Below are 25,230 nucleotides of genomic sequence, written 5' to 3' on the forward strand. Positions count from 1 at the left end.
TAAAAATGATACCATTTAATAAACCATATCTGACAGGAAAAGAAACTCACTATATGTATCAGGCGGTACTTTCAGGGAAAATCTCGGGAAATGGGATATTTACTAAAAAATGCCAGGCTTTTTTTGAAGAACAATACAATTTTGGCAAATGCCTTTTGACAACATCTTGTACCGATGCTTTGGAGATGGCTGCTATCCTTGTCGATATACAGCCAGGCGATGAAGTGATTATTCCATCATATACATTCGTCAGTACAGCGAATGCATTTGTCTTAAGAGGGGCAAAAATTGTATTTGCAGATTCTATGGCGAATAATCCAAATATAGATGCAGATAAGATAGAAGCATTGATTACTCCGAAAACAAAAGCTATCGTTCCGGTACATTATGCAGGTTTTGCATGCGATATGGATAAGATAATGGAGATTGCTCGCAAACATAATCTCTATGTGGTTGAAGATGCTGCTCAGGCTATAGACAACTATTATATCAGTAAGGACGGTACTAAAAAAGCATTGGGTTCAATAGGAGATCTTGCTGCGTTCTCTTTTCACGAGACTAAAAATATTATCTCAGGAGAAGGAGGAATGCTTGTAGTGAATAATAAGAAGTTTGAGAAAAGGGCGGAAATAATCTGGGAAAAGGGAACTAACCGTTCTGCTTTCTTTAGGGGAGAAGTGGATAAATATGGATGGGCAGACATGGGTAGTTCTTTTCTGCCGTCTGAAATTATTGCTGCTTTTCTGTGGGCACAACTGGAAAATCTCGAGAATATTCAAGATAAAAGAAAACATATATGGAACATATATAACGAAGGGCTGAAAGATTATGCTTTGACTAATAATGTAAAACTACCTTTTGTCCCCGAATATTCTACTAATAATGCTCATATGTTTTATCTGATATGTAAAGACCTTGAGCATCGTACAGGTTTAATAAATATGCTGAAGGCAAATGATGTCCTGAGTGTATTTCATTACCTGAGTCTGCATTCCAGCCCTTACTATAGTGATAAACATGACGGAAGGGTATTGCCTGAGTGTGACAGATATGCCGATACGTTATTAAGACTTCCTTTTTATTATGAGTTGACGGATGACGATCAGGCAAAAATTATTAGCTTAATAAATGAATATAAATGATTGGGAAGGGGCTTGTCGATAGGTATTTGACTAATGAGAAATATCTGCTGTTTCTTGGACTGTTTATTATTTCTATAGCTTTCTTACCATATTTATTATCAGGTGAAAATATATATGTTCCTATATGGGACAACCTTGATTCAAACATTGTTTGGGCTAAAATGGTATTAGCACAAGGAGGACCTTTTTTACCTTTAGATGCTACAATCGATCAGATAATGGACGGTTTACCTCTATCTTCCTTATGCCCGGCCTATGATATTAGTTATTTGTGGTTTAAGCTTTTCGGAATGTTTTGGGGGTATGTTTTCGGTAAATATGTTGTAGCTCTGCTTGCATATTTCGGAATGTATTTCCTTTTAAAGAAATATATATTATCTAAAGATGCACCTGTTTATATTCCCATAGTAACGGCTGTTTTCTTTGCATTATTGCCATTCTGGTCGTTTTCGGCTCATGTTGCCGGCCTACCTATGACAATTCTTGCCTTTTTAAATATCAGGAAGGGCGATTTAAGCATCAAAAACTGGCTGATACTTGTTGTGTATGCCTTTTATTCCTCGTTGGTACTGATCGGTTTTTTCTTATTATTATATATGTCTTTTCTATGGCTTTGGGATGTTATAAAACGCAGGGAGAATAGTCGGTATTTATTCTTTGCAATAGCATTTCTCAGTGTAATGTATATTGTAAGCCATTTGCCTTTATTTTACTCCTTTATTGCAGATAATTCCTATGTCTCTCACAGAGAAGAATTTTATACATATGGTGCAACCATAAAATATCAGATAAAGTTCTATGCAAAGAGTATAATCTATGCTGGTAATTATACCATTCAAATGCATGTTGTTACACTTGATAAATATATAAAGCTATTACTCATATTTGCGATTATTTTGATAATAAAATTTAAGGTCAAAAATAAAATACTATTTGGAATTATTCTTTATATAATATTTTCATATATCCTGTGTATAATCTATGGTTCTAATCAGTTTGCCGGCATTAGAAATGTATTGAATGATATTTTGCCGATTGATCTGTCGCGCGTATTATGGCTATTTCAGCTTTGCTGGTATATTCTGCTTGCTATTTCGTTATATTATATCCATACACTTGTCAGATGGGGTAAATACGTGTGCATTGTATTCATTGTGGTGCAATCAGTTGTTTTGTTTAATAGCCAGCAGTACAACACAGGAAAAAGTATGCCGAGTTACAAGAAGTTTTATGCAGAACAACAGTTCGAAGATATAAAGGAGTATATAGGACGCACTCCTGATTCTTACCGTATTATCAATATCGGGCTTCATCCGGCTATAGCACAGTATAACGGTTTCTATACTGTCGATGGTTTTTCGGCAAGCTATCCTTTGACTTACAAGCACAAGTTTAAGAAGATTATAGAGAAAGAATTAGCTAAAACGTATCAGGAGGACTCTTTCTTTAATGATTGGGGTTCGTGGTGTTATGCTTTTTTGTCGGAAATGAACTCTGCCGATTTGAATAGGTATAGAAGTAAATATCCTGTTATTCAGCATTTAGAATATGATTATGATCAACTGAAAGAAATGGGAGGGGAGTATATTATTTCAGCAGCAGAGATAAATACAGACATAAACAACCGGCTGGAGCTATTGAAGGTATTTGATGGTTATGAAACATCTCATTGGACTGTATACTTGTACAAAGTGATATGATATAGTGCTTTTCAGTGGCAGAACATAAAAAGAAACAGCTATACATCGTATAACTGTCTATCTATGCGGAGAGGAAGAGATTCGAACTCTCGATACCCTTTAGGGGTATACACGCTTTCCAGGCGTGCCTCTTCAACCACTCGAGCACCTCTCCTTTTCTGGTTGAAAACTATTGTGGGTGCAAAGATAAGGGATATTTTTATTCTGACAAATTAATCTGAAATTAAGGTGTTTTTATAGTAAATTCAGTCGATTTAAGGGCATTTGTGCTACAAATGAATGCTAAAATTGACGTGATTGCAGAGGCTTGCAGAAAGAGCTCAAACGGTTGTATACCAATAGTGTTACGGCTATCAAAGGACAGAAAAAGGAAGATAATAAGACTGGGTGTCAATGTTAATCCTGACCACTGGGACGCTACAAAAAACAAGATTAAACCGAGTTGTCCTGATTATGGGTATTTAGAGAATATTATTACAGAAAGGAAATCTAAGTCCCAGAAACAGGTATTAGAGTTTCAATCCATAGGCAAAGACTATTCATTAACTCAGTTAGCAAATGCTGTAGAATAACCAACTAAGAACACCACAGTAAAAGAATATTTTGAGAAGGTCATACAGGATTAAAAACAGAGGGCAGAATCGGAAATGCCAGCCACTATGAAGCATTACGATATTCACTACATCGGTTTGCAAAAGTATCTCAACTTCTGTTTGTAGATATTAATACCAGCTTCCTTAATAGGTATGAATCTTATCTTCGGGGTCAGGCTAACAAAGGCAATACAATCAGTAACAGGATGCGCACCCTCAGAGCTATTTATAATAAGGCTATAAAGGATAACGTTGTAAAGGTAGACAGACTACAATGTATCCAAACTCAAAGAAGTTACCCCTAAAAGGTCTATTTCTAAAGAAGATATTGTACAGGTCATTAATTTTAGTGGGGTAAGAATAGTTCTTTTTATATTATTTTGTTTTTTGGTGCGAATAGACTATCTTTGTTGTCGCGGATGATGATATTCGCAAAAGCCAGGCCTTAGGACAGATAATAACTCTACTAGCAACATTTATACTTATATAATAATGAAAACATTATACTCTTTCGACGAAGTTCTTGAGATTGTAAATACCAACATCAACAAAGTAGAATACAATCATCACCCGATAACGCTTTTTCAGCCGATAACATACATCCTATCTTTAGGAGGTAAACGTGTACGCCCCGCACTGGCACTGATGTCATATAACTTGTATAAAGAAAATATAGAAAAAGTCATCCCGATAGCACTGGCCATTGAGATATTCCACAATTTCACACTGTTGCACGACGACCTGATGGACAAAGCTGATATGCGCAGAGGAAAACCGGCTGTCCATATCAAATGGAATGATAATGTTGCTGTATTATCCGGCGATGCCATGCTTATAGAAGCATATAAAGAAATAGCAAAAACAGATTCCCGATATCTGCAACAAGTTCTCGACCTGTTTTCGGTTACCGCTACCGAAATATGTTGCGGGCAGCAGCTCGATATGGAATTTGAGAAACGGATGGACGTAACGATTCCCGAATATATAGAAATGATACGTCTGAAAACAGCTGTATTACTGGGCTGTGCTCTGAAAGAAGGAGCAATAGTAGGCGGGGCTTCAGAAGAAGATGCAAACAACTTGTATGATTTCGGAATAAATGTAGGACTAGGATTTCAACTGAAAGACGATCTGCTGGATGTTTACGGTGACAGTAAAAGTTTCGGCAAAAAGATCGGAGGAGACATATTATGCAATAAGAAAACATTTCTGTTGATCAATGCCTTATCAGACAATAAGGCACGTACAGAATTGATCTCATGGATCGACAAAACCGATTTTGACGAAAATGAAAAAATTACTGCTGTTACCAGAATATACGACTCTCTGGATTTGAAAAAGAAATCGGAGAACCTCATAGCCGAATATTACCACAAGGCTGTAGCATGCCTTGACAAAGTAAGTATAGAAAAAGAAAAAAAGACTGAATTATATAATCTCGCAGAAAATCTGATGTCACGGATTTCCTGATAATAAGCAAAGTAACGCACACTACAAATTTATGCCATACAGAAGACTACCTAACACCGACAATGCCAGGATAAGAGCATTGAAAACGGCAATAGAGAAAAATAACACCCTATTTGGGGAAGGTGTTATCTCTCTCAATATACAGAATATGGAACTCATGCTCCGCAATTTTGAGAATGCCCAGTACCGTTACAGGGAAAGCCTTGAAACACAGGCCGCAGCCAATCGTAAGTTCCAGAAGCTGATAAAAAACGCAAGATTGTATATCTCCCATTTTATTCAGGTACTCAATTTCTGTGTTATCCGAAATGAAATAAAGAAAGAACAAAAACAGCTCTATGGTCTCGATCCCGATAATTTTTCGGTGCCCGACCTCACCAGTAATGATTCTTTGCTATATTGGGGCGAAAATATTATTAAGGGGGAGCAGGCTCGTTTAGTACAAGGAGGTGTCCCTGTATATAATCCGACAATAGCACGCGTAAATGTTGCTTTCTCTCAGTTTAAAGATGCGTACTTTACACAAAAAACATATCAGAATACTACTACCCGTCAACTGGATACGCTTAGCGAACAAAGAGACGACATAGATGCCACACTCACTGTGTTGTGGAATCAGATAGAAGCTGCATTTGCCAGCCTGCCTAGTAAGGAACGACTGGAACGGTGTAAAGAATACGGAGTGGTCTACTACCTCCGCAAAGAAGAGAAAAAGAAAATAGAAAGTGAGAATAATTGATACTCATTCGCATATTTATGCAGAAGAATTCGATGCCGATCTAAGTGAGGTAATAACTCGCGCAAAATCCGCAGGAGTAGAAAGAATACTGATGCCGAACATCGACATAGAATCGATAGACAGGCTACATCGTGTAGCTGGAGATTATGAGGGTTATTGCATCCCTATGATGGGGCTACATCCCACCAGTGTAGGTGAAGACTGGCGCAATCAGCTCAACGTCATTAAACAACAGTTGACAAAACGGTCTTACATAGCTGTCGGCGAAATTGGCATAGATCTCTACTGGGACAAAACCTTTGAAAAAGAACAAAAAGAAGCATTTGAAGAACAGCTCAGATGGAGTATCGATTACGATCTTCCGGTAGCAATACATTCCCGCGATGCCATCCCCGAATGTATCGCATGTATCAGAAATGTAGGGGTGGAAAGGTTAAAAGGTGTATTCCACAGCTTCGGTGGGACAGAAGAGGAACTGAGAGAAATCCTCAACCTGCAAAACTTCCTATTGGGTATCAATGGTGTTGTCACATTTAAGAATTCAACTTTGTCCACAGTACTTAAACAGACCGACCTGTCACACATCATCATTGAGACCGATGCGCCTTATCTGGCACCAATGCCCTATCGTGGCAAGAGGAATGAGCCGTCTTATACTGTAAAAGTAGCTGAAAAGTTAAGTGAGATATATAATGTAAGCATTGAAGAGATCGGAAGAATAACGACAGATAATACAGTAAAACTATTTAGTGTATCTTAACTTATATCACTATGTACCGTCTGATAGTATTGTCATTAGCAGCCATTCTCCTGTCTGCCTGTGGCAACAAAGTAAACACAGATAAGCCTACAGGGACAAAGCCTCTTACTCTTACTGATTCTACCGAACAGACGATACAATATACGGATGTGCAACTCGAAGCATACCTCGATAGTATAGGACAACTACCCTAATTGCCGTCAACTGAGGAGGTGTGTCATTATCTCGATTCGGCTTTCCATGCCGTTGATTAGTAGCAGTTTAGTATTTTGAGGGAATGTAATTTATGAGTTTTCCCAGTTTTCTTATATATACAAGCAGAAAGTATAGCGGGATGATACCAAACAGGCAGAATGAGCAATCGATCAGTTGCCAGTAGAAAGGAATGCCTCTAACAGCTCCGCAAATAAGTGCCAAAGGGACTACTCCTATGCAGGCAACCATGCCGAAGTACACGACCCAGATATTCGTTACGGGCTTGAAATATACTCCCAGAAATGCGATACCTATCACGATATGTGAAAATGCAAGCCAATCTGTTCCGTAAGCCAGAAACGGATAATCCCTGTTTGTGTTGACTACCCCTTCGGCTACAGTAGCTATCCAGAATTTCAACCCATCGTAACTGGTGGGGGATGCGCCGATCTCTATTCCCAATATATCGCATGCGATCCGTATTTCGGTTTCGAGTGGAAAGGCTGTTATTCCCCAGAAGAAAAGGGCGAATATATAAAATACGGTCAGAGCTTTGATTCTGAATACCAGTTCTTTCTCTTGTAGTTGCTTTTCCATAACTATTTCTTTTTTGTGTTTTTACTTTTCTTTTCTTTTTTAAGGGCAGATTCTTTGTCAAAATCCACAGGATTTACTTTCCCCATCAAATCCAGTATTTTAGCCTGTCTTTTCAATATGTATCCCGATGGTTTTGCTGAGTTGAAACGTATCGGGTTGGGTAGCGTAGCTGCAATGAGTGCGCTCTCTGCTGCTGTCAGTTTTTTCGCCGGTTTATGGAAATGGGCTTGTGCTACAGCTTCTGCCCCGTATATATTTTCTCCCATTTCTATCGAATTGAGGTACACTTCCATGATGCGTTCCTTTCCCCATATCAGTTCTATAAGGAATGTGTAGTAAGCTTCGAGTCCTTTGCGGATGTATGACCTGCCCGACCATAGGAAAATGTTTTTAGCCGTTTGTTGGCTGATAGTGCTGGCTCCCCGCTGACGTTTTCCTTTTTCAGCCTCTTCCATTGCTTTTTCTATCTGATTGAAGTCGAATCCCGAATGGTCGAGAAATAGATTATCTTCGGAGGCAACCACAGCTAAAGGTAAATTCTTGGAAATATCTTCTATCGGTACCCATTTGTGCTTACACACTACTGTTTTACCTGAGAATAGTTGACCGGTATTGTTCCATACCATCAATGGAGTATAATATACAGGAATAAACTTGGTGAGGACTACCTGCAGGATGCTGAATAGGAAGAAAAATATAACAAACCGCCTGAACCATTTAAAGATAGCCTTAGCCATATCGTTGCTGAAAATCAATTTTACATCCACTTTGTTTTACAAAGTAAAAGTAATTATAAATATTGGATTTTCACTATTTATAGCTGATTATTATTTATGGTAATATGTTTAATAAAATAGTTCATTTATTACCTACATAACTCTTATCCAAGTTTAATTTTTTGAGTCTGCCTTAGAACTAACGCGCACTCCCGTGCTTGTTTTTCATTTTGGCATTGCCCAAAACGAAACAAAAGGCTAGTGCTCCGCTCCTCAGCGACCTGTCAACGGCTTGCCGGCTGAAGGGGACAAACGGGCTATCGCCCCATCCCCTTCTACGCCGCCTGCACCGGACAGGTGCCCGCTTGCGGAGCTAATGCACAGAGTCGCAATGCGCTGACAGGGTAGGGTGATCGTCTCCAAATCATGCGTCAGCCCGCGCCGTTAGCTTTATGGACGGGGTACCCGTAGGGGGAGAAAGGCGTGAAACGAAAACGTGTTTGAGCTTATTAACAGATTCGTATTGCACAAAGCTATGAGCGAGTTTTTTCGTTTAGCCTTTGAGCCCTTTTACGGGTCGTCCTATGAAGCGGGGCGCAAAAGACTTTTTGATTCCTTTTGGGGCTTAGGCCAAAAGGAATGCAAGCAATTTTTAATTGCGCGCAGTAGTAAATAAACCAACATATAAATTAATCTGACTATTGATTCCCATTCTTTACCAGATCATCTTTATAAATAAAAATGACATAAGGAAAGTAAAAAACACTATAAAGCTTGTGTGTTTCGTTTAATTAATCTTATATTTGTGAAAAGTGGTTGGGGTGACAATCATTTTGTCATAAAAATAGTCCGTTGAGATAACGAGTCACCTATTGATATGATTTTATTTTCCGGAAAAACAGATTACGATATAATATTATCTAAGTTTAACCTTTAAAGATCATGAATATGGCTTTTACTAAAAAACCGTGGGCAGAGCCCTATCGTATTAAAGTTGTAGAACCATTGAAAACAACAACCCGCGAACATCGTCTGAAATGTATGAAAGAGGCCGGATGGAACACATTCCTGTTGCATGCCGACGATGTGTATATCGATTTACTTACCGATAGTGGTACAAATGCGATGAGTGACCAGCAATGGTCGAGGATGATGATCGGGGACGAGGCCTATGCCGGTAGCCGCAGCTATTATTATCTGGAAGAAATCTGTAAAAAATACTATGGATATAAGTATGTTCTTCCTACCCATCAGGGGCGTGGGGCAGAAAATCTGTTGAGCAAATGTACCATCACTCCGGGGCAGTATGTAGCCGGAAATATGTATTTCACTACTACCCGTCAGCATCAGGAGATTGCAGGAGGTACTTTTGTAGACGTTATCATAGACGAAGCTCATAAAAGCCAGTCGGATCATCCATTCAAGGGTAATATCGATCTGGAAAAGTTTGAAAAATTAATAAATGAGAAGGGTGCTAAGAATATAGCTTATATAACAGTTGGCGCACCGGTAAATCTGGCCGGAGGGCAGCCTGTGAGTATGGCTAATATGAAAGCCCTGTCGGAATTAGCTCATAAACATGGTATAAAGGTTGTACTGGATGCAACACGTAATATAGAAAATGCATATTTCATACAGCAGCGCGAAGAAGGCTATAAACACAGAAGTGTAGAAGATATAAACCGCGAATTCTGTATGTACAGCGATGCGGCGACCGTAAGTGCCAAAAAAGACCTTTATGTAAATATAGGAGGATTGGTAATGTGTAACGATCCTGACCTGTTTGACGAATTGCGCAGCCTTATTGTTGTCTACGAAGGGATGCCTACTTATGGCGGACTGGCAGGACGCGATATGGAAGCAATGGCACAGGGGCTGATAGAAGCTGTACAGGAAGAGACCATAGCATCGCGTGTGCGTCAGGTGGAGTATTTCGGTAACCTGTTGCATGAGGCCGGTATTCCTATTGTATTGCCTATCGGAGGGCATGGCGTATTTATAGATGCTAAAAAATTCTATCCTCATATTCCGCAAGATCAGTTCCCTGCTCAGAAACTGGCAGCCGATATATTTGTAGAGTGCGGTGTACGTGGTATGGAACGTGGAATTGTTTCGGCAGGTCGTAATAAAGATACCGGAGATCATTACTATCCGGAACTGGAATTAGTGCGTCTGACTATTCCTCGCCGAGTATATACACAGTCACACTTCGATGTAGCGGCATGGAGTATAATAGAAATGTATAAAAACAGAGATAAAGCCAGAGGATTGAAGATGGTCTACGAGCCTAAGTATTTACGCTTCTTCCAGGGAAGATTTGAAGAGTTGTAGTGTAAATTATATATATGTGTGCTAAAAAAAGACGGGACTAAGCTCATTGAGTTTAGTCCCGTTATCTTTTGTATGCATGCTTATTTTGATGCGTCGATAGATTTTTTGCGGAAATCTTTCAAAGCTTTTTCTATTTCAAGAGAAATTTTTCTTGCGCGTTGTCCCGCAGCTTTGTTTCCGTTTTCAACCTGAGCAGCAGCATCTTTAGCAAAGTCTGCAAAATTTTGATTTAATTTTTCTACTAAATTTTTCATGTTCTTATCAATTTTAAAAATTTATACAAAGATAATCTACATTACAAAACATACAAGCCTATTCAAAAGTTTTAATTTATGCGAAAATTGTTTCTGATTTCTATCTTTTTCGTTAATAGCCTGTTGTGTGATCCTATTCTTTAGTTAATCGATAACAAAATAAATAAAGAAAGGTGTCCTGTGGATAATAGGGAGGCTATCTTTTATATTTTCCGCTGCTAATGGTTATCTTTGTTCGGTCATAAATCTATACTAATATCCCATGAAGAAAGCAATCAGTATTTTATCAATCGTTTTGTTGTGCTCTGTGGCGCTGGCTTCGGCACAAGCTGATAAAGGAAACAGTCCGGTATTTAAAGTCCTTCAGTTCAATGTCTGGCAGGAAGGTACTATTGTACCCGGTGGTTACGATGCTATTGTAGACCAGATCATCGCTTCGGAGGCTGATTTTGTAACATTGAGCGAAGTTCGCAACTATAACAATACACGCTTCTGCGACCGTATTGTCAGTTCATTGAAAGAAAAAGGGCATACATTCTATTCATTTTATAGCTACGATACAGGGTTGCTGTCACGATATCCCATTACAGATTCCACTACAGTGTTTCCCTGTGTGAACGATGCCGGAAGTGTTTACCGTGCACTCATCGATATGGAAGGGCAGAAGGTTGCTCTCTATACAGCCCATCTCGATTACCGTAACTGCACGTATTATGATGTGAAAGGTTATGATGGCTCTACATGGAAGAAACGTCCGCCGATGACAGATATAGATTCTATTATGATGGATAATGTGAAATCGAAGCGGGATAATGGCATAATGGCTTTTCTCGATTATGCCGAAAAGGACAGGAGTGAAGGGCGTATCGTTATTCTGGGTGGTGACTTCAATGAGCCTTCATTTCAGGACTGGACAAAGGAAACTGTACACATGTTCGATCGAAATGGTTTGATCATCCCTTGGACGGTGAGTACAATGCTTGCCGCTTATGGGTACATGGACACATACAGAGAATTGTTCCCCAATGCGGTTACCCATCCGGGAATAACATATCCGTCAGATAATCCGTTGATGGCTGTCTCCAAACTATCGTGGACACCCGATGCTGACGAACGCGAACGTATCGACTTTATTTACTATGCACCCCATAGAGGGCTAAAGTTGCAAGATGCTGTTGTATGGGGACTTGATGGCTCTGTATGCCGTCATCAGCGGGTGAAGGATAACACGCAAGATCCGTTCAAAGTAGGGGAGGGTATCTGGCCTAGTGACCACAAAGCCCTGTTAGTTACTTTCAGTCTGGATAAGTGAAAAAAGAGAGCGAAAGATGATTGCCATCTTTCGCTCTTGTTTGTATATATATCTGTTTATCTGTTTATTTAAAAACTAATACCCTGTCCTCAAGTGGTTGGAATTCCTTTGGTCCGGCTTCACCATTAGGAGTACCGAATGGCATTTGTGCGATCAGTTTCCATTTCGGGCTAATGTTCCATGTTTTTGCCACTTCCTCGTCTATTATCGGGTTGTAGTGTTGTAGCGAAGCTCCGAATCCGGCTTCTTCAAGAAGTGTCCATATGGTGAACTGATGCATAGCCGATGTTTGTTGCGACCATTTAGGAAAATTTTCACTGTATGAAGGGAATGCGTTTTGCAAACCTTCTACCACACTTTCGTCTTCGTAATACAATACTGTGCCGTATCCTGCTGCAAAAGCATTGTCTATTTTAGCTTCAGTAGCCGGAAACGCTTCTGCCGGAACCATCTTTCTCAATGTTTCTTTCACTATGTTCCACAGTTTTTTATGATTATCCCCTAACAGGAGAACTACTCTGGTAGATTGTGAATTGAATGCCGACGGTACGTGAAGTACTGCAAAATCAATAATTTCTTTTATTTCGTTATCCGAGATAGGGCTTTTATCGTTTATGCTGTAATATGTTCTGCGCTTCTCGATTGCCTGTTTTAGATCTTTTTTCATAATGCTAAGTTTTTATGTTAAATAATTATTGTTAGTTTGATATGTTAACGACAAAGTAAGTGGAAAAGTTTTGATTATATGTATAAAAAAAATAATAGTTATGTCTTCAAATATCTATATATCTAAGTATTTCGTACATTTGTGGCAGATTAGGTAGAAAGTAAACTAAAATATTATATGTTGTTTTCAGGTGTTATTTTTGATTTTAACGGTACATTATTCTGGGATACAAAATTGCATAATAAGGCATGGGACATCTTCCTGACCCGCCATGACCTGTTCTTGTCCGATGAGGATAAATTCAACAAGATGCACGGGAAAAATAACAAGGATATATTTCTCTCCCTGTTCGATGAATCGCTTACCGATACCCAGATACAGAAATATATACTCGAAAAAGAAGGATTATATCAGGAACTATGCCTGCAAACCGATATGCTGATGGCACCCGGTGCAGAGGAGTTTCTCAATTACCTGAAAGATCATCATATACCATTTACCATTGCTACTGCATCGGGCAAGGAGAATCTTGATTTTTATTTTGATCACTTACCGCTTTCGCGCTGGTTCGAATATGATAAGGTAGTTTACAATAATGGCAAGATAAAGGGTAAGCCCGATCCACAGATATATCAGATAGCAATGTCTGTGATAAATAAAAAACCGGAAGAGGTAATTATATTTGAAGATGCAGTTGCCGGATTGCAGGCTGCACGAAATGCCGATGCCGGTAAAATCATTGTAGTCGATTCTAATGATGACGATTATACTGACTGGTCTGATTGCCAGATAATAAAGAGCTTCAACGAAGTGGACAAATCTCAACTTAAGTACTGAAACGATGGAGAATACCCCCAATAAAATTCATACAAGTATTTGTCCCGTTTGTGGAAGTAAAGAAATAGCTCCTTTCCTTTCTTGTAAAGATAATCTGACCACACAGGAAGTTTTCGATATCTGTAAATGTCCTGTCTGTGGCTTTGCATTTACACAGGATTTTCCGTCTGAAAAAGAAATCGGAAAATACTACGAAGCTACGGCTTATGTGTCTCATTCCGATACCCATAAAGGAATCATTAATACGCTTTATCATTGGGCTCGTAAAGTCGCATTGAAGTCGAAAGCCAAAATGGTGGCAAGCTATGCCGATAATCGTAAAGGTATGCTGTTGGATATAGGTTCGGGTACAGGGTATTTCCTGAACAAAATGAAGGAGCAAAAATGGATAGTGACCGGTATAGAAAAATCGGATGCGGCAAGGCAATATACAAAACAGAAATTCGATATAGATTGTCAACCGTCCGAATATTTGTACGAGATACCATGCAAGACGAAAGATGTTATAACCATGTGGCATGTACTGGAACATCTGGAACACCTGAACAGTGTACTCGACCATATACAGGGAATATTGAAGAATGACGGTACACTGATCATAGCACTGCCGAATAAAGATTCGTATGACGCTGCCCACTACAAAGAATATTGGGCTGCGTACGATGTGCCGCGCCATTTGTGGCATTTCTCTCCCTCCGATTTCGAACATCTGGCTAACAGGCATCAGTTTGAAGTGGTAGATACCAAACCTATGTATTTCGATGCTTTCTATATATCCATGCTCAGCGAGCAAAATAAAGGAACTACTCTGGGAAGCCTTGTCGGATTGATAAAAGGAGGTATCTACTTCCTGAAAAGTCTCGGTAATAAAGAGAGATGCAGTTCACTGACATATATTCTGAAGAAAAAAGAAATAAAACAAAAATAAAATGATCAACAAAGAAGAATCCTTATTGAAATCCTTGTTGCCGCATGTGTGTGCAATCATTGCTTTTCTGGCGATAACGCTGATATACTTTAGTCCGGTGTTCGAAGGTAAAGTATTATCACAGCACGATGTGAAACAATTTCAGGGAGCATCGCAGGAATTACGCGAATACTATGAAAACGAAGGAGAATCTTCGGCATGGACAGGATCTATGTTTTCGGGTATGCCTGCCTATCAGATAGGTATCTGGGGAGGCAGTCCTAATTTCCTCGATTATCTGGAAAAACCATATAAAGCATTGGGGAATAATACGGCAGGGCCTGTTTTTGCCGCTATGCTGATGGCATATATCCTGTTTTGCGTTATGGGTTTCTCCCCTGTTGTATCGGCATTGGGGGCAATAGCCTATTCGTTGTCGTCTTATAATATTATCATTTTGGAGGCCGGACACGTCACCAAAGCATGGGCGCTGGCCTATATGCCGCTGATAGTGGCGGGGGTGATGGCGCTGTTCAGGGAGAAGATATTGCTGGGCGGGCTGCTGATGGCGCTCGGACTGGCTCTGCAAATAAAGAATAATCACTTGCAGATAACATATTATACAGGCATATTCTGTGCCATACTGTTTATCGGATATGCGGTAGAGCGCATTTCGAAAAAAGATATAAAATCCCTGTTGAAGGCTTCGGGTGTTATGGTTGTTGCTTTGATACTTGCCGCCGCCTGTAATATGGGGAATATATATGCCAATCTGGAAATGGCGCGTGAAAGTACGCGCGGCAAATCGGAACTGACTACACAGTCGGCTTCGGACAAGCAGTCGACCGGACTGGATAAGGATTATGCTTTTGCATGGAGTTATGGTAAGGCTGAGACATTCTCGCTGATGATTCCGAATATTCATGGAGGGGCTTCGGGTGGAATGCTGGATAAAGATTCACACCTGTACAAAGAAATGGTAAAGCAAGGCTATGGCTCACAGGTCAGCCCTAAAGGCGTACAGGCATATACTTACTGGGGTGCACAGCCATTTACCTCAGGCCCTGTATATTTCGGGGTTATCATCTGCTTCCTGTTCCTGCTGGGAATGATCGTTATTCGCAGCAATATGAAATGGTGGCTTCTGGGTGTTACTGTTTTGTTTATATTCCTGTCGTGGGGTAAAAACATGGAATGGTTTAATGACCTGTTTTTCTATCACTTCCCATTATACAGTAAATTCCGCGCCGTATCTACGGCTCTGGTCATTCCTGCGCTTACTATGGTAATGGTAGCCGTATGGGGACTTAAAGAGTTTTTCTCGGGTGAAGTAGATAAAAATAAACTGACGAAAGCACTATATATTTCGCTTGGAATTACCGGTGGTTTATGCTTGTTCTTCTGGGCTGTACCGGGCTTCATGTTCAATTTTACAGCCGATTCGGATGCCGCATGGCGCGGACAGATGCCCGACTGGTTTTACACTGCGCTGATAGCCGACCGTAAAGACCTGTTGTCGTCTGATGCCTTGCGTTCGCTAGTCTTTGTGCTGTTGGCTGGAGCTGTTCTGTTCTTCTCGCTTCGTTCGTCTATGGAGATGAAGAAACTAGGCTTGTACTCTGTTCTCGGCGTTATAGTTCTTGTATTAGCAGACCTCTGGATGGTAGATACTCGTTATCTGGACAGTTCCAACTTTGTGAGCAAGAGTACTTATCAGACCGAAACATTCCCTCAGACGGTAGCTGATAAAGCTATCTTGCAGGATAAGGATGTATCGTACAGAGTGCTGAATCTGAACAATCCGTTTCAGGAATCGAATACGTCTTACTATCATAAGTCGATCGGCGGATACCATGCTGCCAAGCTGAAACGTTATCAGGAACTGATTGAGAACAGGCTCGATAAAGAAATCAACCATGTGATCAATACTTTTTCTTCACAAAATCCCGATACTATTATGGCATCATTTGCGGCTACTACCGGCCTGAACATGCTGAATACAAAATATATAATATATCATCCTGAACAACCGCCATTGCCTAATCCGTTTGCGATGGGTAATGCCTGGTTTGTACAGGAATACAAGATGGTGAATAATGCGGATGAGGAACTGGCTGCTCTGAATACATTGAATCCGTTGCAAACGGCAGTTGTAGACAAACGTTTCGAAGGACAGTTGTCCGGTCTGACAATCGCCACCGATTCAACAGCTACGATAGAACTGACCGAATATAAGCCAAATATGCTTAAATACAAGTCGAAAGCGGTGGGTGAGCAATTGGCTGTACTCTCCGAAGTGTATTTCTCGGATGGTTGGCAAGCCTATGTAGACGGAAAGGAAGCGCCGCATTTTCGTGCTGACTGGACGTTGCGTGCAATGCGCGTTCCGGCAGGAGAGCACGAAATTGTATTCAAGTTTGAACCGAAAGCTTACGATACAAGCCGTATGGTGGCTACAGCATCGTCGGGCATACTCATCTTATTGCTGATAGGTATGCTGATAATGCCTTTTGTAAAGAAAAAAGAAGAATAGTAGATATATGCGATTTGTTGTCGTTTCATTAGTTGCCTCCACTTTTAAGTGGAGGATAGAGTGGAAATGTAGCGAAAGGCTTTAGCCAAAACGATTCGACTAAAGTCTTTGCCTATTCGACCTATTATTCACGACTTAAAAGTCGTGGCAACTCATAACTAAAAATAGTAAATGAAGTTTTCCGTTATATTTTGTACTTACAACAGAGAGAAATACATCTATAATGCTATGAAAAGCATTGCAGAACAGGATTTTTCCCGTCAGGACTACGAAATAGTTCTGGTGAACAATAATAGTACAGACAGTACGGAAAGTATATGCCGACAATTTGAGTCGGATTATCCGCAGGTTGTATTCCGCTACTTTGTGGAGACGAATCAGGGATTGTCTTACGCCCGAAATCGTGGGGTAGAGGAGAGTAGGGGAGATATACTCGTATTTGTAGACGATGATGCTACGGTCTTCGATCGTTATTTGTCTTCCATAGCTTCGTTTTTCGATTCTCATCCTGAAGTGAATGCTTGTGGCGGACCTATTGTTCCCGTATATGAAGTGGACAAACCCCGATGGCTGTCGCATTATACCGAACAGCTTATAGGTGGAGCATTGTATGAAGGTGATAAAGTTAAACCTTTCCGAAACGGTAAATATCCCGGAGGGGGTAATTCGGCTTTCAGGAAAGAAGTATTCGAGCGATACGGGCTATTCAACGTAGAACTTGGGCGTAAAGGTACGGGGCTGATAGGTGCGGAGGAAAAAGACCTGTATGACAGGCTTACGCGAGGTAATGAAGCATTTTATTACCTGCCGCAGATGGGAATACATCACTACATTCCCGAAAAGAAACTGACCGAAGCGCACTTCATAGAGTTAACTTATTCGATAGGAAAAAGTGAGCGTATCCGCACGAAAGCTGTTTCGGAGAAGTCATACAAAAATCGTATCTTGTCGGAGTGCAAGAAGTGGGCGGGTTCGTTAGTGCTTTTCGTAGGTTATACTTTAATGCTATCACCTGCAAAAGGATGGAAATTACTCCAGTTCCGATGGCATGTGACAAAGGGCTTGTTAGGAAAGTAAGAAAAATTTATCTATAAGATACATTCAGTTAACAGTCATCAGTTAACAACCAACGGTCACAGGAGTGTTGTGCATGTAATGATAAGTGGTCTTTAAACTCAGTTAATAACAAAAAGTAATGAAAAGTAAAAATGGTGCAAATCCGTTACTTTCGTTACTTTTTAGTTAAAATCCACTTCACCCCAGCCCTCTCCAACGGGAGAGGGAGCTGCAAAGCCCTGAAAAGTAGATGTTTCTCTTATGAGAGAAGAGACTCTTCCCTATGGTCAGAGTGACATGGAGAATAAAAGTAATGAAAAGTAAAAACAATGAAATTCGTTACATTCGTTACATTTTAGTTAAAATTTTACTTAACGAATAAAGGATTATTATGGCAAAGAAAGATAAGAAGGGAAATGTGACGGCAGTTATAGTAATCGTTGTAGGTATCCTTGTGCTGCTTTTTTTCCTGAAAGGAACGATCTATAAAGGTGTCGTAAAGTACGAAGATGCAGGAGGCAGGAAAAGCTATGAATTGAAGATGGGTAGCCTGACTACTTATATCGATCAAAGTCTACCTAATGATGAGACCTTAGATGCCACTATAACGATAGACCGCATTGTAGATTTATCACAGTTAATAACAACTAAGGCTCTTAATTTTTCAACGGACTATCCGGATAGTGACCCGCAGAAAGCTTTTGAAAATGGTGGGGCCAATTGTGTAGGTTATGCTGCTTTTATGGCGGCTACAGGTAATTATCTGATCAAACGTTTCGGTCTGGAGAAAGAGTGGGAGGCTAAGCCAAAGAAAGGAAAATTGTACCTGTTTGGTAATAATATGCATAAAAATGCAAAGAGCGGATGGTTTAAAGACCATGACTTTGTTGTTTTCAGGAATAAGAACACCAAAGAAGAAATATATACAGACCCCACAGCTTACGAGTATTTTGGTGTAAGCAGAGTGGATAAACGCCAGAAATAGGATTCTGTTGATACATTGATTACTTCGACGCAAATAAAAGAATATGCCCGTAGTCTGGGGTTTGATGCCTGCGGTATCTGTAAAGCCGAGCCGGTAGATACGGATAATCAACAGCGTTTTCGGGACTGGCTGGGTTCTTCCTATCAGGCTGATATGGTTTATATGGCTCGCAATGACGATAAGCGGCTCGATCCTACGCTGTTGGTTGAGGGGGGGCGTTCAATCATTTGTGTAGCTCTTAACTACTATCCCGATAGAAAGCAGCCGGAAGGTTATCCGCAGTTTGCATACTACGCCTATGGAAAAGACTACCACGATGTGGTAAAGGTCAAACTCCAACAACTCTTTGACTACATCCGTTTGGTTGAACCATCGGCAGGAGGGCGTTCGTTTGTAGATACTGCCCCTGTATTGGAGCGTTATTGGGCGGCAAAGGCGGGGTTGGGTTTTATCGGGAAGAACTCTTTGCTGATCATTCCTAAAATGGGATCATTCTTCTTTTTGGGAGAATTGATCGTCAATCTGGAGTTAGAGTACGATACACCTTTGAATTTGTCGTGTGGTCGCTGTACCCGTTGTTTGGACGCCTGTCCTACGAAGGCTATTGTGCAGGCGGAGGTTGTGGATGCGAATAAGTGTATTTCATATCAGACGATAGAGAATAAAGGGGAGCTATCGGCATCAGTAATTCCTTATCTGAGCAATCGCTTTTATGGCTGCGATATTTGCCAACTGGTTTGCCCTTGGAACAGGTATTCTCGCCCTCATAGTACAAAGGAATTTGATCCGTCTCAGGCATTCCTCGATTTGTCTTACGATAAGCTGGAGAATCTGACCGAAGAAGAGTACAGGCAAATATTTAAAGGCTCAGCTGTAAAAAGGGCTAAATTCGGTGGTCTGAAAAGGAATCTAGAGGCATTGAAGCAGAATAGAGAATAATATTTATACTGATTTTACGTTTTATATAAGATGAAAATACTTAAACATATATTATTGACAGGGCTGATTGTCTCGCTTTTCTGCGGTTGTGGAAAGGATGAGGAAGAGAATATTATTCCGGTTTATCCTGTTAATTTTAAGATAAATCTGGTTGTAGATAATGTTTTGCGAACACCCGGTAGCTATAAGGAATATGTAAAAGGCAGTTATCCGATACTTGCAGGTGAATCGCTGGGTTATGCAGGATTAATCGTTGTAAATAGTATATATGCCACTAATACGCCTGATCTATTTGCATTTGACCTGAGTTGTCCTAATGAGAAGATGGCTCACATTCGGGTGAAAGGTTCTGGCAACTTCACCGCTACATGCGAAAAGTGTGGAAAAGTTTATGACTTGATGTCTAATGGTCGGATAACGGATGGGTCTTCTAAGCTCCATCTTCAAAGATATAGAGTAGTATCGACAGCTGAAGCCGATGTTTTTTATGTAACGCGCTAATTTTGCTTGTTAAACCTTGCAGGATGTAAAAACATTTTTTACATTTGCACTCGCTAAAAGGGAATGGGGCAGGGCGCTGTCCGTAATAGATTCTCTGGCAGTAAGATTTGCGAAAGTAGCTCAGTTGGTAGAGCACGACCTTGCCAAGGTCGGGGTCGCGGGTTCGAATCCCGTCTTTCGCTCATAGGCTGCTCGGATGGTGGAATGGTAGACACGCAAGACTTAAAATCTTGTGACCATTACGGTTGTGCGGGTTCAAGTCCCGCTCCGAGTACTTTTAAAAGTAGGTAAACCGCTATTAATCAAATGATTGTAGCGGTTTTGTTTTTGTGCTACTGTAACATTGCTGTAACTTTTGTGATTTTTGAAGGCTCTTCTTTCTTTGATGGTATGTATAATCTTAAAAAAAGAAATTATAATCATTGTATTTTTCAAGGCATTTTAATTTTCCATCTGACCGAACACAAATAATTTCACGTTCCATATTATTAATATCGAAATGAAAAAAATAAACAGAATAAGGATTTGCTATAAAATCTTTACTTTCCCTATCAGACATCATTTGACTTAAATCATCTAAGGAAAATTTTGCATCTTGTCTTAATTGAATACTTGTCGTTTTATATTTATTATATAAATAGTCAATGCACAAAAATATTGCAGCATCTCTATCTATATAAGAAGCATTACTTCTTTTTAAAATCTTTTTAATTCGTTTTCCAATCTTAGACCAAGCCTCAATATTCTTTTCTATTTTATCTCCCATCAAAAATAGTGACCCTAATCCTGTGAATATAGCCCATAATAATATAAAATCAGCACCTTTTCCCAGATTTACAGACTTTATATCATATTCTTTGTCTATAGATTCGAAATCTCTTTTTAAAAGTTCGAAGTCTTTAGATTCAGCCATTAATTTACTTATATCTTCATTCATCATGTCTTCAGATGAAATGTCCTTTGGTAGAAAAATAATTTCCATAAAATACCATTTTATATCTCCCACAAATATAATCAATTAGTAAAGGTGAAGATATTTATTTGACTATAAAATAAATATTTAAGTCTCGGATACAGGGGGCTATAAAAAATGACTGTGATAGGGGGCTATTTTTCAACAGGTGGATGCTCACTTAATAAATATATAGTGAAAATTATCGTTTCTTGAACAAAAACGTTTAAAAAGTGCCTGATTTATGCCTTTTATTGGATAAATTGGTAGGAAATAGATATTATTCTAAAAATAGTGAGGAGTACACCAAATCACTTTTTGTTCTTGTGTAATTAATTCAATATCAAATAATTAAAATTATAGTAAAAGTAGTGCTACGAGAGGAATTATAACCAATTTTACCTCAAAAAACCACCCCCCCAGACACGTTATATATAATTTTTTTTCTGATTTTTATTAAAAATTCAATTTAATAATTTGATTACTAGGAGTTTGCGTGTGAAATAATTTGCGAAATTTACTTTTTCAAAATTATTTCATTTTTGCACCTAAAATATATCTTTTAAAAGCCTGAAAACGTTTCATTTAAATATTTGTTTGTCAGTGTCTTGCAGTATTATCTTTGTGGTGTAAACATTAAAAAAACAACAACATGCAAGCAACGGCGATGAACGTACCAATGGTATTAGTACCACAAATATTTCTTGATGAAATAATGGAAAAGATTGAAAGTTTACAATCATTTCTTAGTAAAAAATTAGAGGGAAATTCTGATTTGGAATGGATAGAATCGGATAGGGCTAGAAAAATTTTTGGGGTATGTAAAAAGACATGGCAAACCTACAGAGATAGAAGGGTCATTTCATTTAGCCAATTCGGCCGAAAAATTTATATACATAAGAATGACCTTAATAATTTCATGGAAGAACATAAAGTAAAATCGAGGAGGTAATACGATGTTTGATGGAATAAGATTAAGAAAAAAGCTTGGAAACAAAGCTCCGAACCTTGACCTCTTGGATGTAAAAGCAACATACTATGATACAGGATGGGACTATTATATTGTTCACGGTCTCTGTTCTTTTGATATAGAGCTTAGATGGAATTCTAATTGCAGAGTTATTGAAATATGGGGCAACCCTCTCTATTTTCAGCAAGGTCATAATTTCACGGCAGATATAAAGATTTTTCAGGAAGCTATTAAAAGCATAGAAAAAATTATAGAGATAGACCTGCAAGAAGCGACTGTGACCCAAATTGAATATGGGAAAACATTCGAAGTAATTCTAAAACCTTCGCTGTATATCAGTGGGCATTTAGGTAATGACGGTCTATGTATGTGGGAAAAAGAATGTGATAGTGGAGCAATTAGGCATTTTGATGATAACAAGGAAAAGATACATATAAAACTCTATGATGTAGGAAAAAACATTAGGGATAAACATAGAAAATCTACACTGCATCTTGTCAAAGAAGCTGGTTGGAAAAAAGACCATAATTATATAAGATTTGAAGTGGTCTATAAATCTCCTGAGTTGTTAAATAACCAAAAACCACTCCTTTATAAAGACTTATTTACAGACAGGATGTTAGATGTTTTCAATGAAGACCTATACTGTCAATATAACAGAATAACTAAAAAACAAACTTTAGATATTCCAAAAACTAAAAAAGAATTGGGCACAGGAAGCATTATTTTGCATGTATTGGCAGAATCTTTATTGGAATAGGGTGTAAGTTTGAAAAGGACGCTATTTGCGAAGATAAATTCCTTTCCTGACGCCTTGCTGTCACCTGCGGATAAATCTGCCCGTAAAAGAGAAGTAAATAAGCTATTGGAGGGTATAAAGACCAGCGTCATGTCCGCTTTTGATTTATCACTGAGATTAGAACGTTCACTTTTGCAAAATACTTCTTTATAAGTAGAAAAAAGATAAGAATTCTTACATTTGTATAAATAGTCTTTTGAAAATGGGAAATATAAAGAAGTCTGATTCATTAGTTAGAATAGTTGTAATATCAATTATAATCTGTTTAGTAATATGGAGTGGTGGTTTATTCTTAACACATTGGTTCGCTAATACATTCTTTACTTCGTTAGGGAATGAAAGCATAAACAACCCTGCATTGTTGGGAGATAGTTCAGGAGTTGTAAACGCTCTAATTTCAGCTTTTGCTTTTGCGGGTGTTATTGTAGCTATTATCATGCAAAGAAGTGAACTTCGATTACAACGAGAAGATTTAGAACTCCAACGAGAAGAATTGAAAAATACGACTAAAGAACTATCCTTACAACGGGAAGAATTCGAAATTCAGAATAAGACCTTGCAACTACAACGATTTGAAAATACATTTTTTCATATGATGAGCCTGCAACAAGAATTAATAAATAATCTACATTTTACATGTACAGTTTTTGCTCCATACGAAAAAGAAGTTTCTTTTTATGCTGAGCCTGTAGTAAGAGAAGAAATTATTGATAAAGAAATTGAAGGGAGAGAAAGCTTTTATTTTTTATATGAAAAGGCAATATTAAGCTTCGGAAATAATCAATATAGGGATGGCTTGAAGAATATTATTTATTGTGTTGTCAAACCAGTGACAGATACATATTTTAGTGACCTCTATTGTAACCTAAAAGAACCTAAATTATTAGACCATTATTTCAGGCATCTATTTAGTATAATTGCATTTGTAGATACACAAAGCATTTTAGAAGAAAATGAAAAAGGAATATATGTAAATATGATAAGAAATACTTTTTCTCCATATGAGAGTGTCTGGATTTTTTACAATAGCCTCTCAAATAGCAGGGGCTTAGGTGACAAAGCTTTAATAGAGAAGTACAGACTCTTATCTACTTTAAGAGAAGAACTATTAGTCAACCGAGGACATAAATATAATTACCATCCATCTGCATATTTAGAAAAAGTTAGATTGACAGAAGATATTATTCTGAAATGGCAGAAGGGAAAAGAGGAATATCGTCTTGATTAAATGAATTTTATCGGCTATAAAAATTATCTGTTAATTTAGTAGCGAAAATATGTTAAATCAATATAGATTTAATTGCTAAAGTTGATACTCGATCATACAATTTCTACTGTCAGATGAAATTCAACCTCAAAATACATTTTTTTCTTTCAAATCCCCTCCCCAAAAGCCCTTAGAGGGCGTTTGAAAGAGAAAAATGTTGTCAGATTAGCTGAAACTTATTTTGAGTGTCTGTAAGATCGAGTCCCATTTTTTACAATTTAATAGATAGTGTTTTGCGTTTGCCCTATTCTATTTATATCTCATTAGACAACTTTTTTACTGGCTGAATGACTTATTTATGTATTTGTCTGGCTCACTTCTAAGTAGATTGAGCCATTCGGAATACATTTCCTCTGGCATACGCCGATAGCCTGATTTATGAAGCTCGATATATAAAGATTCCATTTCGGAATGCATATTTTTAATATTTCATTAGTAAAAAGGGCTTCTGGACTTTTCAGGTTTTGGGCTTTCATCAACGAATGGATATAGTGCTTTTGAGCTTCGGCTTTTGTCAGGATAGCATTTACATTTGTGGGATGGTATTCTAAAACCTTATTACAGCATTTGATAACAAATTCGGGATTGTCTTTACCATATTTGTGTTGATAGCCCTGCGCTAAATCTACAAGGCAATTGGCTACGGCTTGTTTGTTGCTAAGTGTATCCATATATAAGCCGTTTCGTATAGCATCAATAGTTACATATCCCGAAGCGATTATCCATGCGTCAATCGGGAATGTCCCGCTTGTTAGTTCCGTATTATACCAGCCTTTATTTTCAGAGAATAATTTAATATAGATATGATTAGGTGCAAAGGCTAGATTACAGGGTATATTTAGTTCATCAGCCAGTATTTTGTATAAATAAGGCAATGAATGACAGTTGCCTGTACCCGTTTCCAATAGTTTAGACACAAGCATCTTTGACCAATCAGATTGACCTAAAGGGTCTTCAAAATCGTAGGTATAGGGGGGTATGTACATAAAAATATGATGAATCTACGGG

General features: G+C 38.7%; 24 protein-coding genes and 3 tRNA genes. 20 read left to right on the top strand and 7 right to left on the bottom strand.

Annotated features, from left to right (window positions below; genetic code table 11):
- The first annotated feature begins 5 nt into the window (after nt 1–5).
- Together rffA and M2448_RS06860 are read left to right on the top strand one after the other, a co-directional pair.
- Nucleotides 6–1,142: a dTDP-4-amino-4,6-dideoxygalactose transaminase gene (gene rffA / locus M2448_RS06855; RefSeq protein WP_280645172.1), complete on the top strand. Its 1,137-nt coding sequence runs from the start codon at nt 6–8 to the stop codon at nt 1,140–1,142.
- The gene (locus M2448_RS06860) at nt 1,139–2,842 is read left to right on the top strand and encodes a DUF6044 family protein (protein ID WP_280645173.1); all 1,704 of its coding nucleotides are present in this window, start codon (nt 1,139–1,141) and stop codon (nt 2,840–2,842) included. Before rffA ends, M2448_RS06860 begins: the two co-directional genes overlap by 4 nt.
- Before the next feature lie 66 nt (nt 2,843–2,908).
- Here the strand turns inward: M2448_RS06860 and M2448_RS06865 are convergent.
- Nucleotides 2,909–2,996: transfer RNA gene (locus M2448_RS06865), tRNA-Ser, on the bottom strand.
- A gap of 931 nt (nt 2,997–3,927) precedes the next feature.
- Here M2448_RS06865 and M2448_RS06870 point away from each other — a divergent pair.
- The 4 genes from M2448_RS06870 to M2448_RS06885 are packed head-to-tail and all read left to right on the top strand — an operon-like array spanning nt 3,928 to nt 6,598.
- On the top strand, nt 3,928–4,905 hold the full coding sequence (locus M2448_RS06870) for a polyprenyl synthetase family protein (protein WP_280645174.1): 978 nt from the start codon (nt 3,928–3,930) through the stop codon (nt 4,903–4,905).
- Nucleotides 4,906–4,936: 31 nt separating this feature from the next.
- Entirely contained in the window at nt 4,937–5,644 is a 708-nt protein-coding gene (locus M2448_RS06875; RefSeq protein ID WP_280645175.1) for a hypothetical protein, read from the top strand.
- Nucleotides 5,631–6,404, top strand: coding sequence for a TatD family hydrolase (locus tag M2448_RS06880; RefSeq protein WP_280645176.1), 774 nt, complete (start codon nt 5,631–5,633; stop codon nt 6,402–6,404). The genes M2448_RS06875 and M2448_RS06880 overlap by 14 nt, the downstream gene beginning before the upstream one ends.
- An 11-nt stretch (nt 6,405–6,415) precedes the next feature.
- Nucleotides 6,416–6,598 (top strand): hypothetical protein, encoded by a 183-nt coding sequence (locus M2448_RS06885; RefSeq protein ID WP_280645177.1) that lies wholly within the window; start codon nt 6,416–6,418, stop codon nt 6,596–6,598.
- Nucleotides 6,599–6,665: 67 nt separating this feature from the next.
- Here M2448_RS06885 and M2448_RS06890 read toward each other — a convergent pair whose 3' ends face one another.
- Together M2448_RS06890 and mtgA are read right to left on the bottom strand one after the other, a co-directional pair.
- Nucleotides 6,666–7,196: a hypothetical protein gene (locus M2448_RS06890; RefSeq protein WP_280645178.1), complete on the bottom strand. Its 531-nt coding sequence runs from the start codon at nt 7,194–7,196 to the stop codon at nt 6,666–6,668.
- Nucleotides 7,197–7,198: 2 nt separating this feature from the next.
- On the bottom strand, nt 7,199–7,933 hold the full coding sequence (mtgA, locus tag M2448_RS06895; RefSeq protein WP_280645332.1) for a monofunctional biosynthetic peptidoglycan transglycosylase: 735 nt from the start codon (nt 7,931–7,933) through the stop codon (nt 7,199–7,201).
- Between the two features lie 927 nt (nt 7,934–8,860).
- Between mtgA and M2448_RS06900 the strand changes: the two genes are divergently transcribed.
- Complete coding sequence (locus M2448_RS06900; protein ID WP_280645179.1) at nt 8,861–10,243, top strand: tyrosine phenol-lyase; 1,383 nt, start codon at nt 8,861–8,863, stop codon at nt 10,241–10,243.
- Between the two features lie 80 nt (nt 10,244–10,323).
- On the opposite strand, the gene M2448_RS06905 is transcribed toward M2448_RS06900, so the two are convergent.
- On the bottom strand, nt 10,324–10,497 hold the full coding sequence (locus M2448_RS06905; RefSeq protein WP_280645180.1) for a histone H1: 174 nt from the start codon (nt 10,495–10,497) through the stop codon (nt 10,324–10,326).
- A 262-nt stretch (nt 10,498–10,759) separates the two neighbouring features.
- Here M2448_RS06905 and M2448_RS06910 point away from each other — a divergent pair, with 262 nt between their 5' ends.
- Complete coding sequence (locus tag M2448_RS06910; protein ID WP_280645181.1) at nt 10,760–11,809, top strand: endonuclease/exonuclease/phosphatase family protein; 1,050 nt, start codon at nt 10,760–10,762, stop codon at nt 11,807–11,809.
- A gap of 64 nt (nt 11,810–11,873) precedes the next feature.
- On the opposite strand, the gene M2448_RS06915 is transcribed toward M2448_RS06910, so the two are convergent.
- Nucleotides 11,874–12,476 (bottom strand): nitroreductase family protein, encoded by a 603-nt coding sequence (locus M2448_RS06915; RefSeq protein ID WP_280645182.1) that lies wholly within the window; start codon nt 12,474–12,476, stop codon nt 11,874–11,876.
- Nucleotides 12,477–12,653: 177 nt separating this feature from the next.
- On the opposite strand from M2448_RS06915, the gene M2448_RS06920 reads away from it, so the two are divergent.
- The 9 genes from M2448_RS06920 to M2448_RS06960 all read left to right on the top strand — a co-directional run bounded on the left by M2448_RS06920 (nt 12,654) and on the right by M2448_RS06960 (nt 20,508).
- Nucleotides 12,654–13,313 carry an HAD family phosphatase gene (locus M2448_RS06920; RefSeq protein WP_280645183.1) on the top strand — a complete coding sequence of 220 codons (660 nt, stop codon included), beginning with the start codon at nt 12,654–12,656 and terminating at the stop codon, nt 13,311–13,313.
- A 4-nt stretch (nt 13,314–13,317) separates the two neighbouring features.
- Nucleotides 13,318–14,241 carry a class I SAM-dependent methyltransferase gene (locus M2448_RS06925; RefSeq protein ID WP_280645184.1) on the top strand — a complete coding sequence of 308 codons (924 nt, stop codon included), beginning with the start codon at nt 13,318–13,320 and terminating at the stop codon, nt 14,239–14,241.
- A 1-nt stretch (nt 14,242) separates the two neighbouring features.
- Entirely contained in the window at nt 14,243–16,753 is a 2,511-nt protein-coding gene (locus M2448_RS06930; RefSeq protein ID WP_280645185.1) for a YfhO family protein, read from the top strand.
- Nucleotides 16,754–16,924: 171 nt separating this feature from the next.
- Entirely contained in the window at nt 16,925–17,830 is a 906-nt protein-coding gene (locus M2448_RS06935; RefSeq protein ID WP_280645186.1) for a glycosyltransferase family 2 protein, read from the top strand.
- 370 nt (nt 17,831–18,200) lie between these two features.
- Complete coding sequence (locus tag M2448_RS06940) at nt 18,201–18,794, top strand: hypothetical protein (protein WP_280645187.1); 594 nt, start codon at nt 18,201–18,203, stop codon at nt 18,792–18,794.
- A 15-nt stretch (nt 18,795–18,809) separates the two neighbouring features.
- Nucleotides 18,810–19,733: a tRNA epoxyqueuosine(34) reductase QueG gene (gene queG / locus M2448_RS06945; protein WP_280645188.1), complete on the top strand. Its 924-nt coding sequence runs from the start codon at nt 18,810–18,812 to the stop codon at nt 19,731–19,733.
- A gap of 30 nt (nt 19,734–19,763) precedes the next feature.
- Nucleotides 19,764–20,234: a hypothetical protein gene (locus M2448_RS06950; protein ID WP_280645189.1), complete on the top strand. Its 471-nt coding sequence runs from the start codon at nt 19,764–19,766 to the stop codon at nt 20,232–20,234.
- Between the two features lie 109 nt (nt 20,235–20,343).
- A tRNA-Gly gene (locus M2448_RS06955) sits at nt 20,344–20,416 on the top strand.
- An 8-nt stretch (nt 20,417–20,424) separates the two neighbouring features.
- Nucleotides 20,425–20,508: transfer RNA gene (locus M2448_RS06960), tRNA-Leu, on the top strand.
- 126 nt (nt 20,509–20,634) lie between these two features.
- On the opposite strand, the gene M2448_RS06965 is transcribed toward M2448_RS06960, so the two are convergent.
- A complete protein-coding gene (locus M2448_RS06965; protein WP_280645190.1) occupies nt 20,635–21,216 on the bottom strand; it encodes a hypothetical protein in 582 nt (193 codons plus the stop codon).
- 622 nt (nt 21,217–21,838) lie between these two features.
- Between M2448_RS06965 and M2448_RS06970 the strand changes: the two genes are divergently transcribed.
- The 3 genes from M2448_RS06970 (at nt 21,839) to M2448_RS06980 (ending at nt 24,183) form a co-directional block, all read left to right on the top strand.
- Entirely contained in the window at nt 21,839–22,138 is a 300-nt protein-coding gene (locus M2448_RS06970; RefSeq protein ID WP_280645191.1) for a helix-turn-helix domain-containing protein, read from the top strand.
- Between the two features lie 4 nt (nt 22,139–22,142).
- A complete protein-coding gene (locus M2448_RS06975) occupies nt 22,143–22,916 on the top strand; it encodes a hypothetical protein (RefSeq protein ID WP_280645192.1) in 774 nt (257 codons plus the stop codon).
- A 241-nt stretch (nt 22,917–23,157) separates the two neighbouring features.
- Nucleotides 23,158–24,183 (top strand): putative phage abortive infection protein, encoded by a 1,026-nt coding sequence (locus tag M2448_RS06980; protein WP_280645193.1) that lies wholly within the window; start codon nt 23,158–23,160, stop codon nt 24,181–24,183.
- A gap of 335 nt (nt 24,184–24,518) precedes the next feature.
- Here the strand turns inward: M2448_RS06980 and M2448_RS06985 are convergent, their stop codons facing one another.
- On the bottom strand, nt 24,519–25,208 hold the full coding sequence (locus M2448_RS06985; RefSeq protein WP_280645194.1) for a hypothetical protein: 690 nt from the start codon (nt 25,206–25,208) through the stop codon (nt 24,519–24,521).
- Nucleotides 25,209–25,230: the final 22 nt, after the last annotated feature.

It is taken from the genome of Dysgonomonas sp. PF1-14 (assembly GCF_029892965.1).
Lineage (GTDB): Bacteria > Bacteroidota > Bacteroidia > Bacteroidales > Dysgonomonadaceae > Dysgonomonas.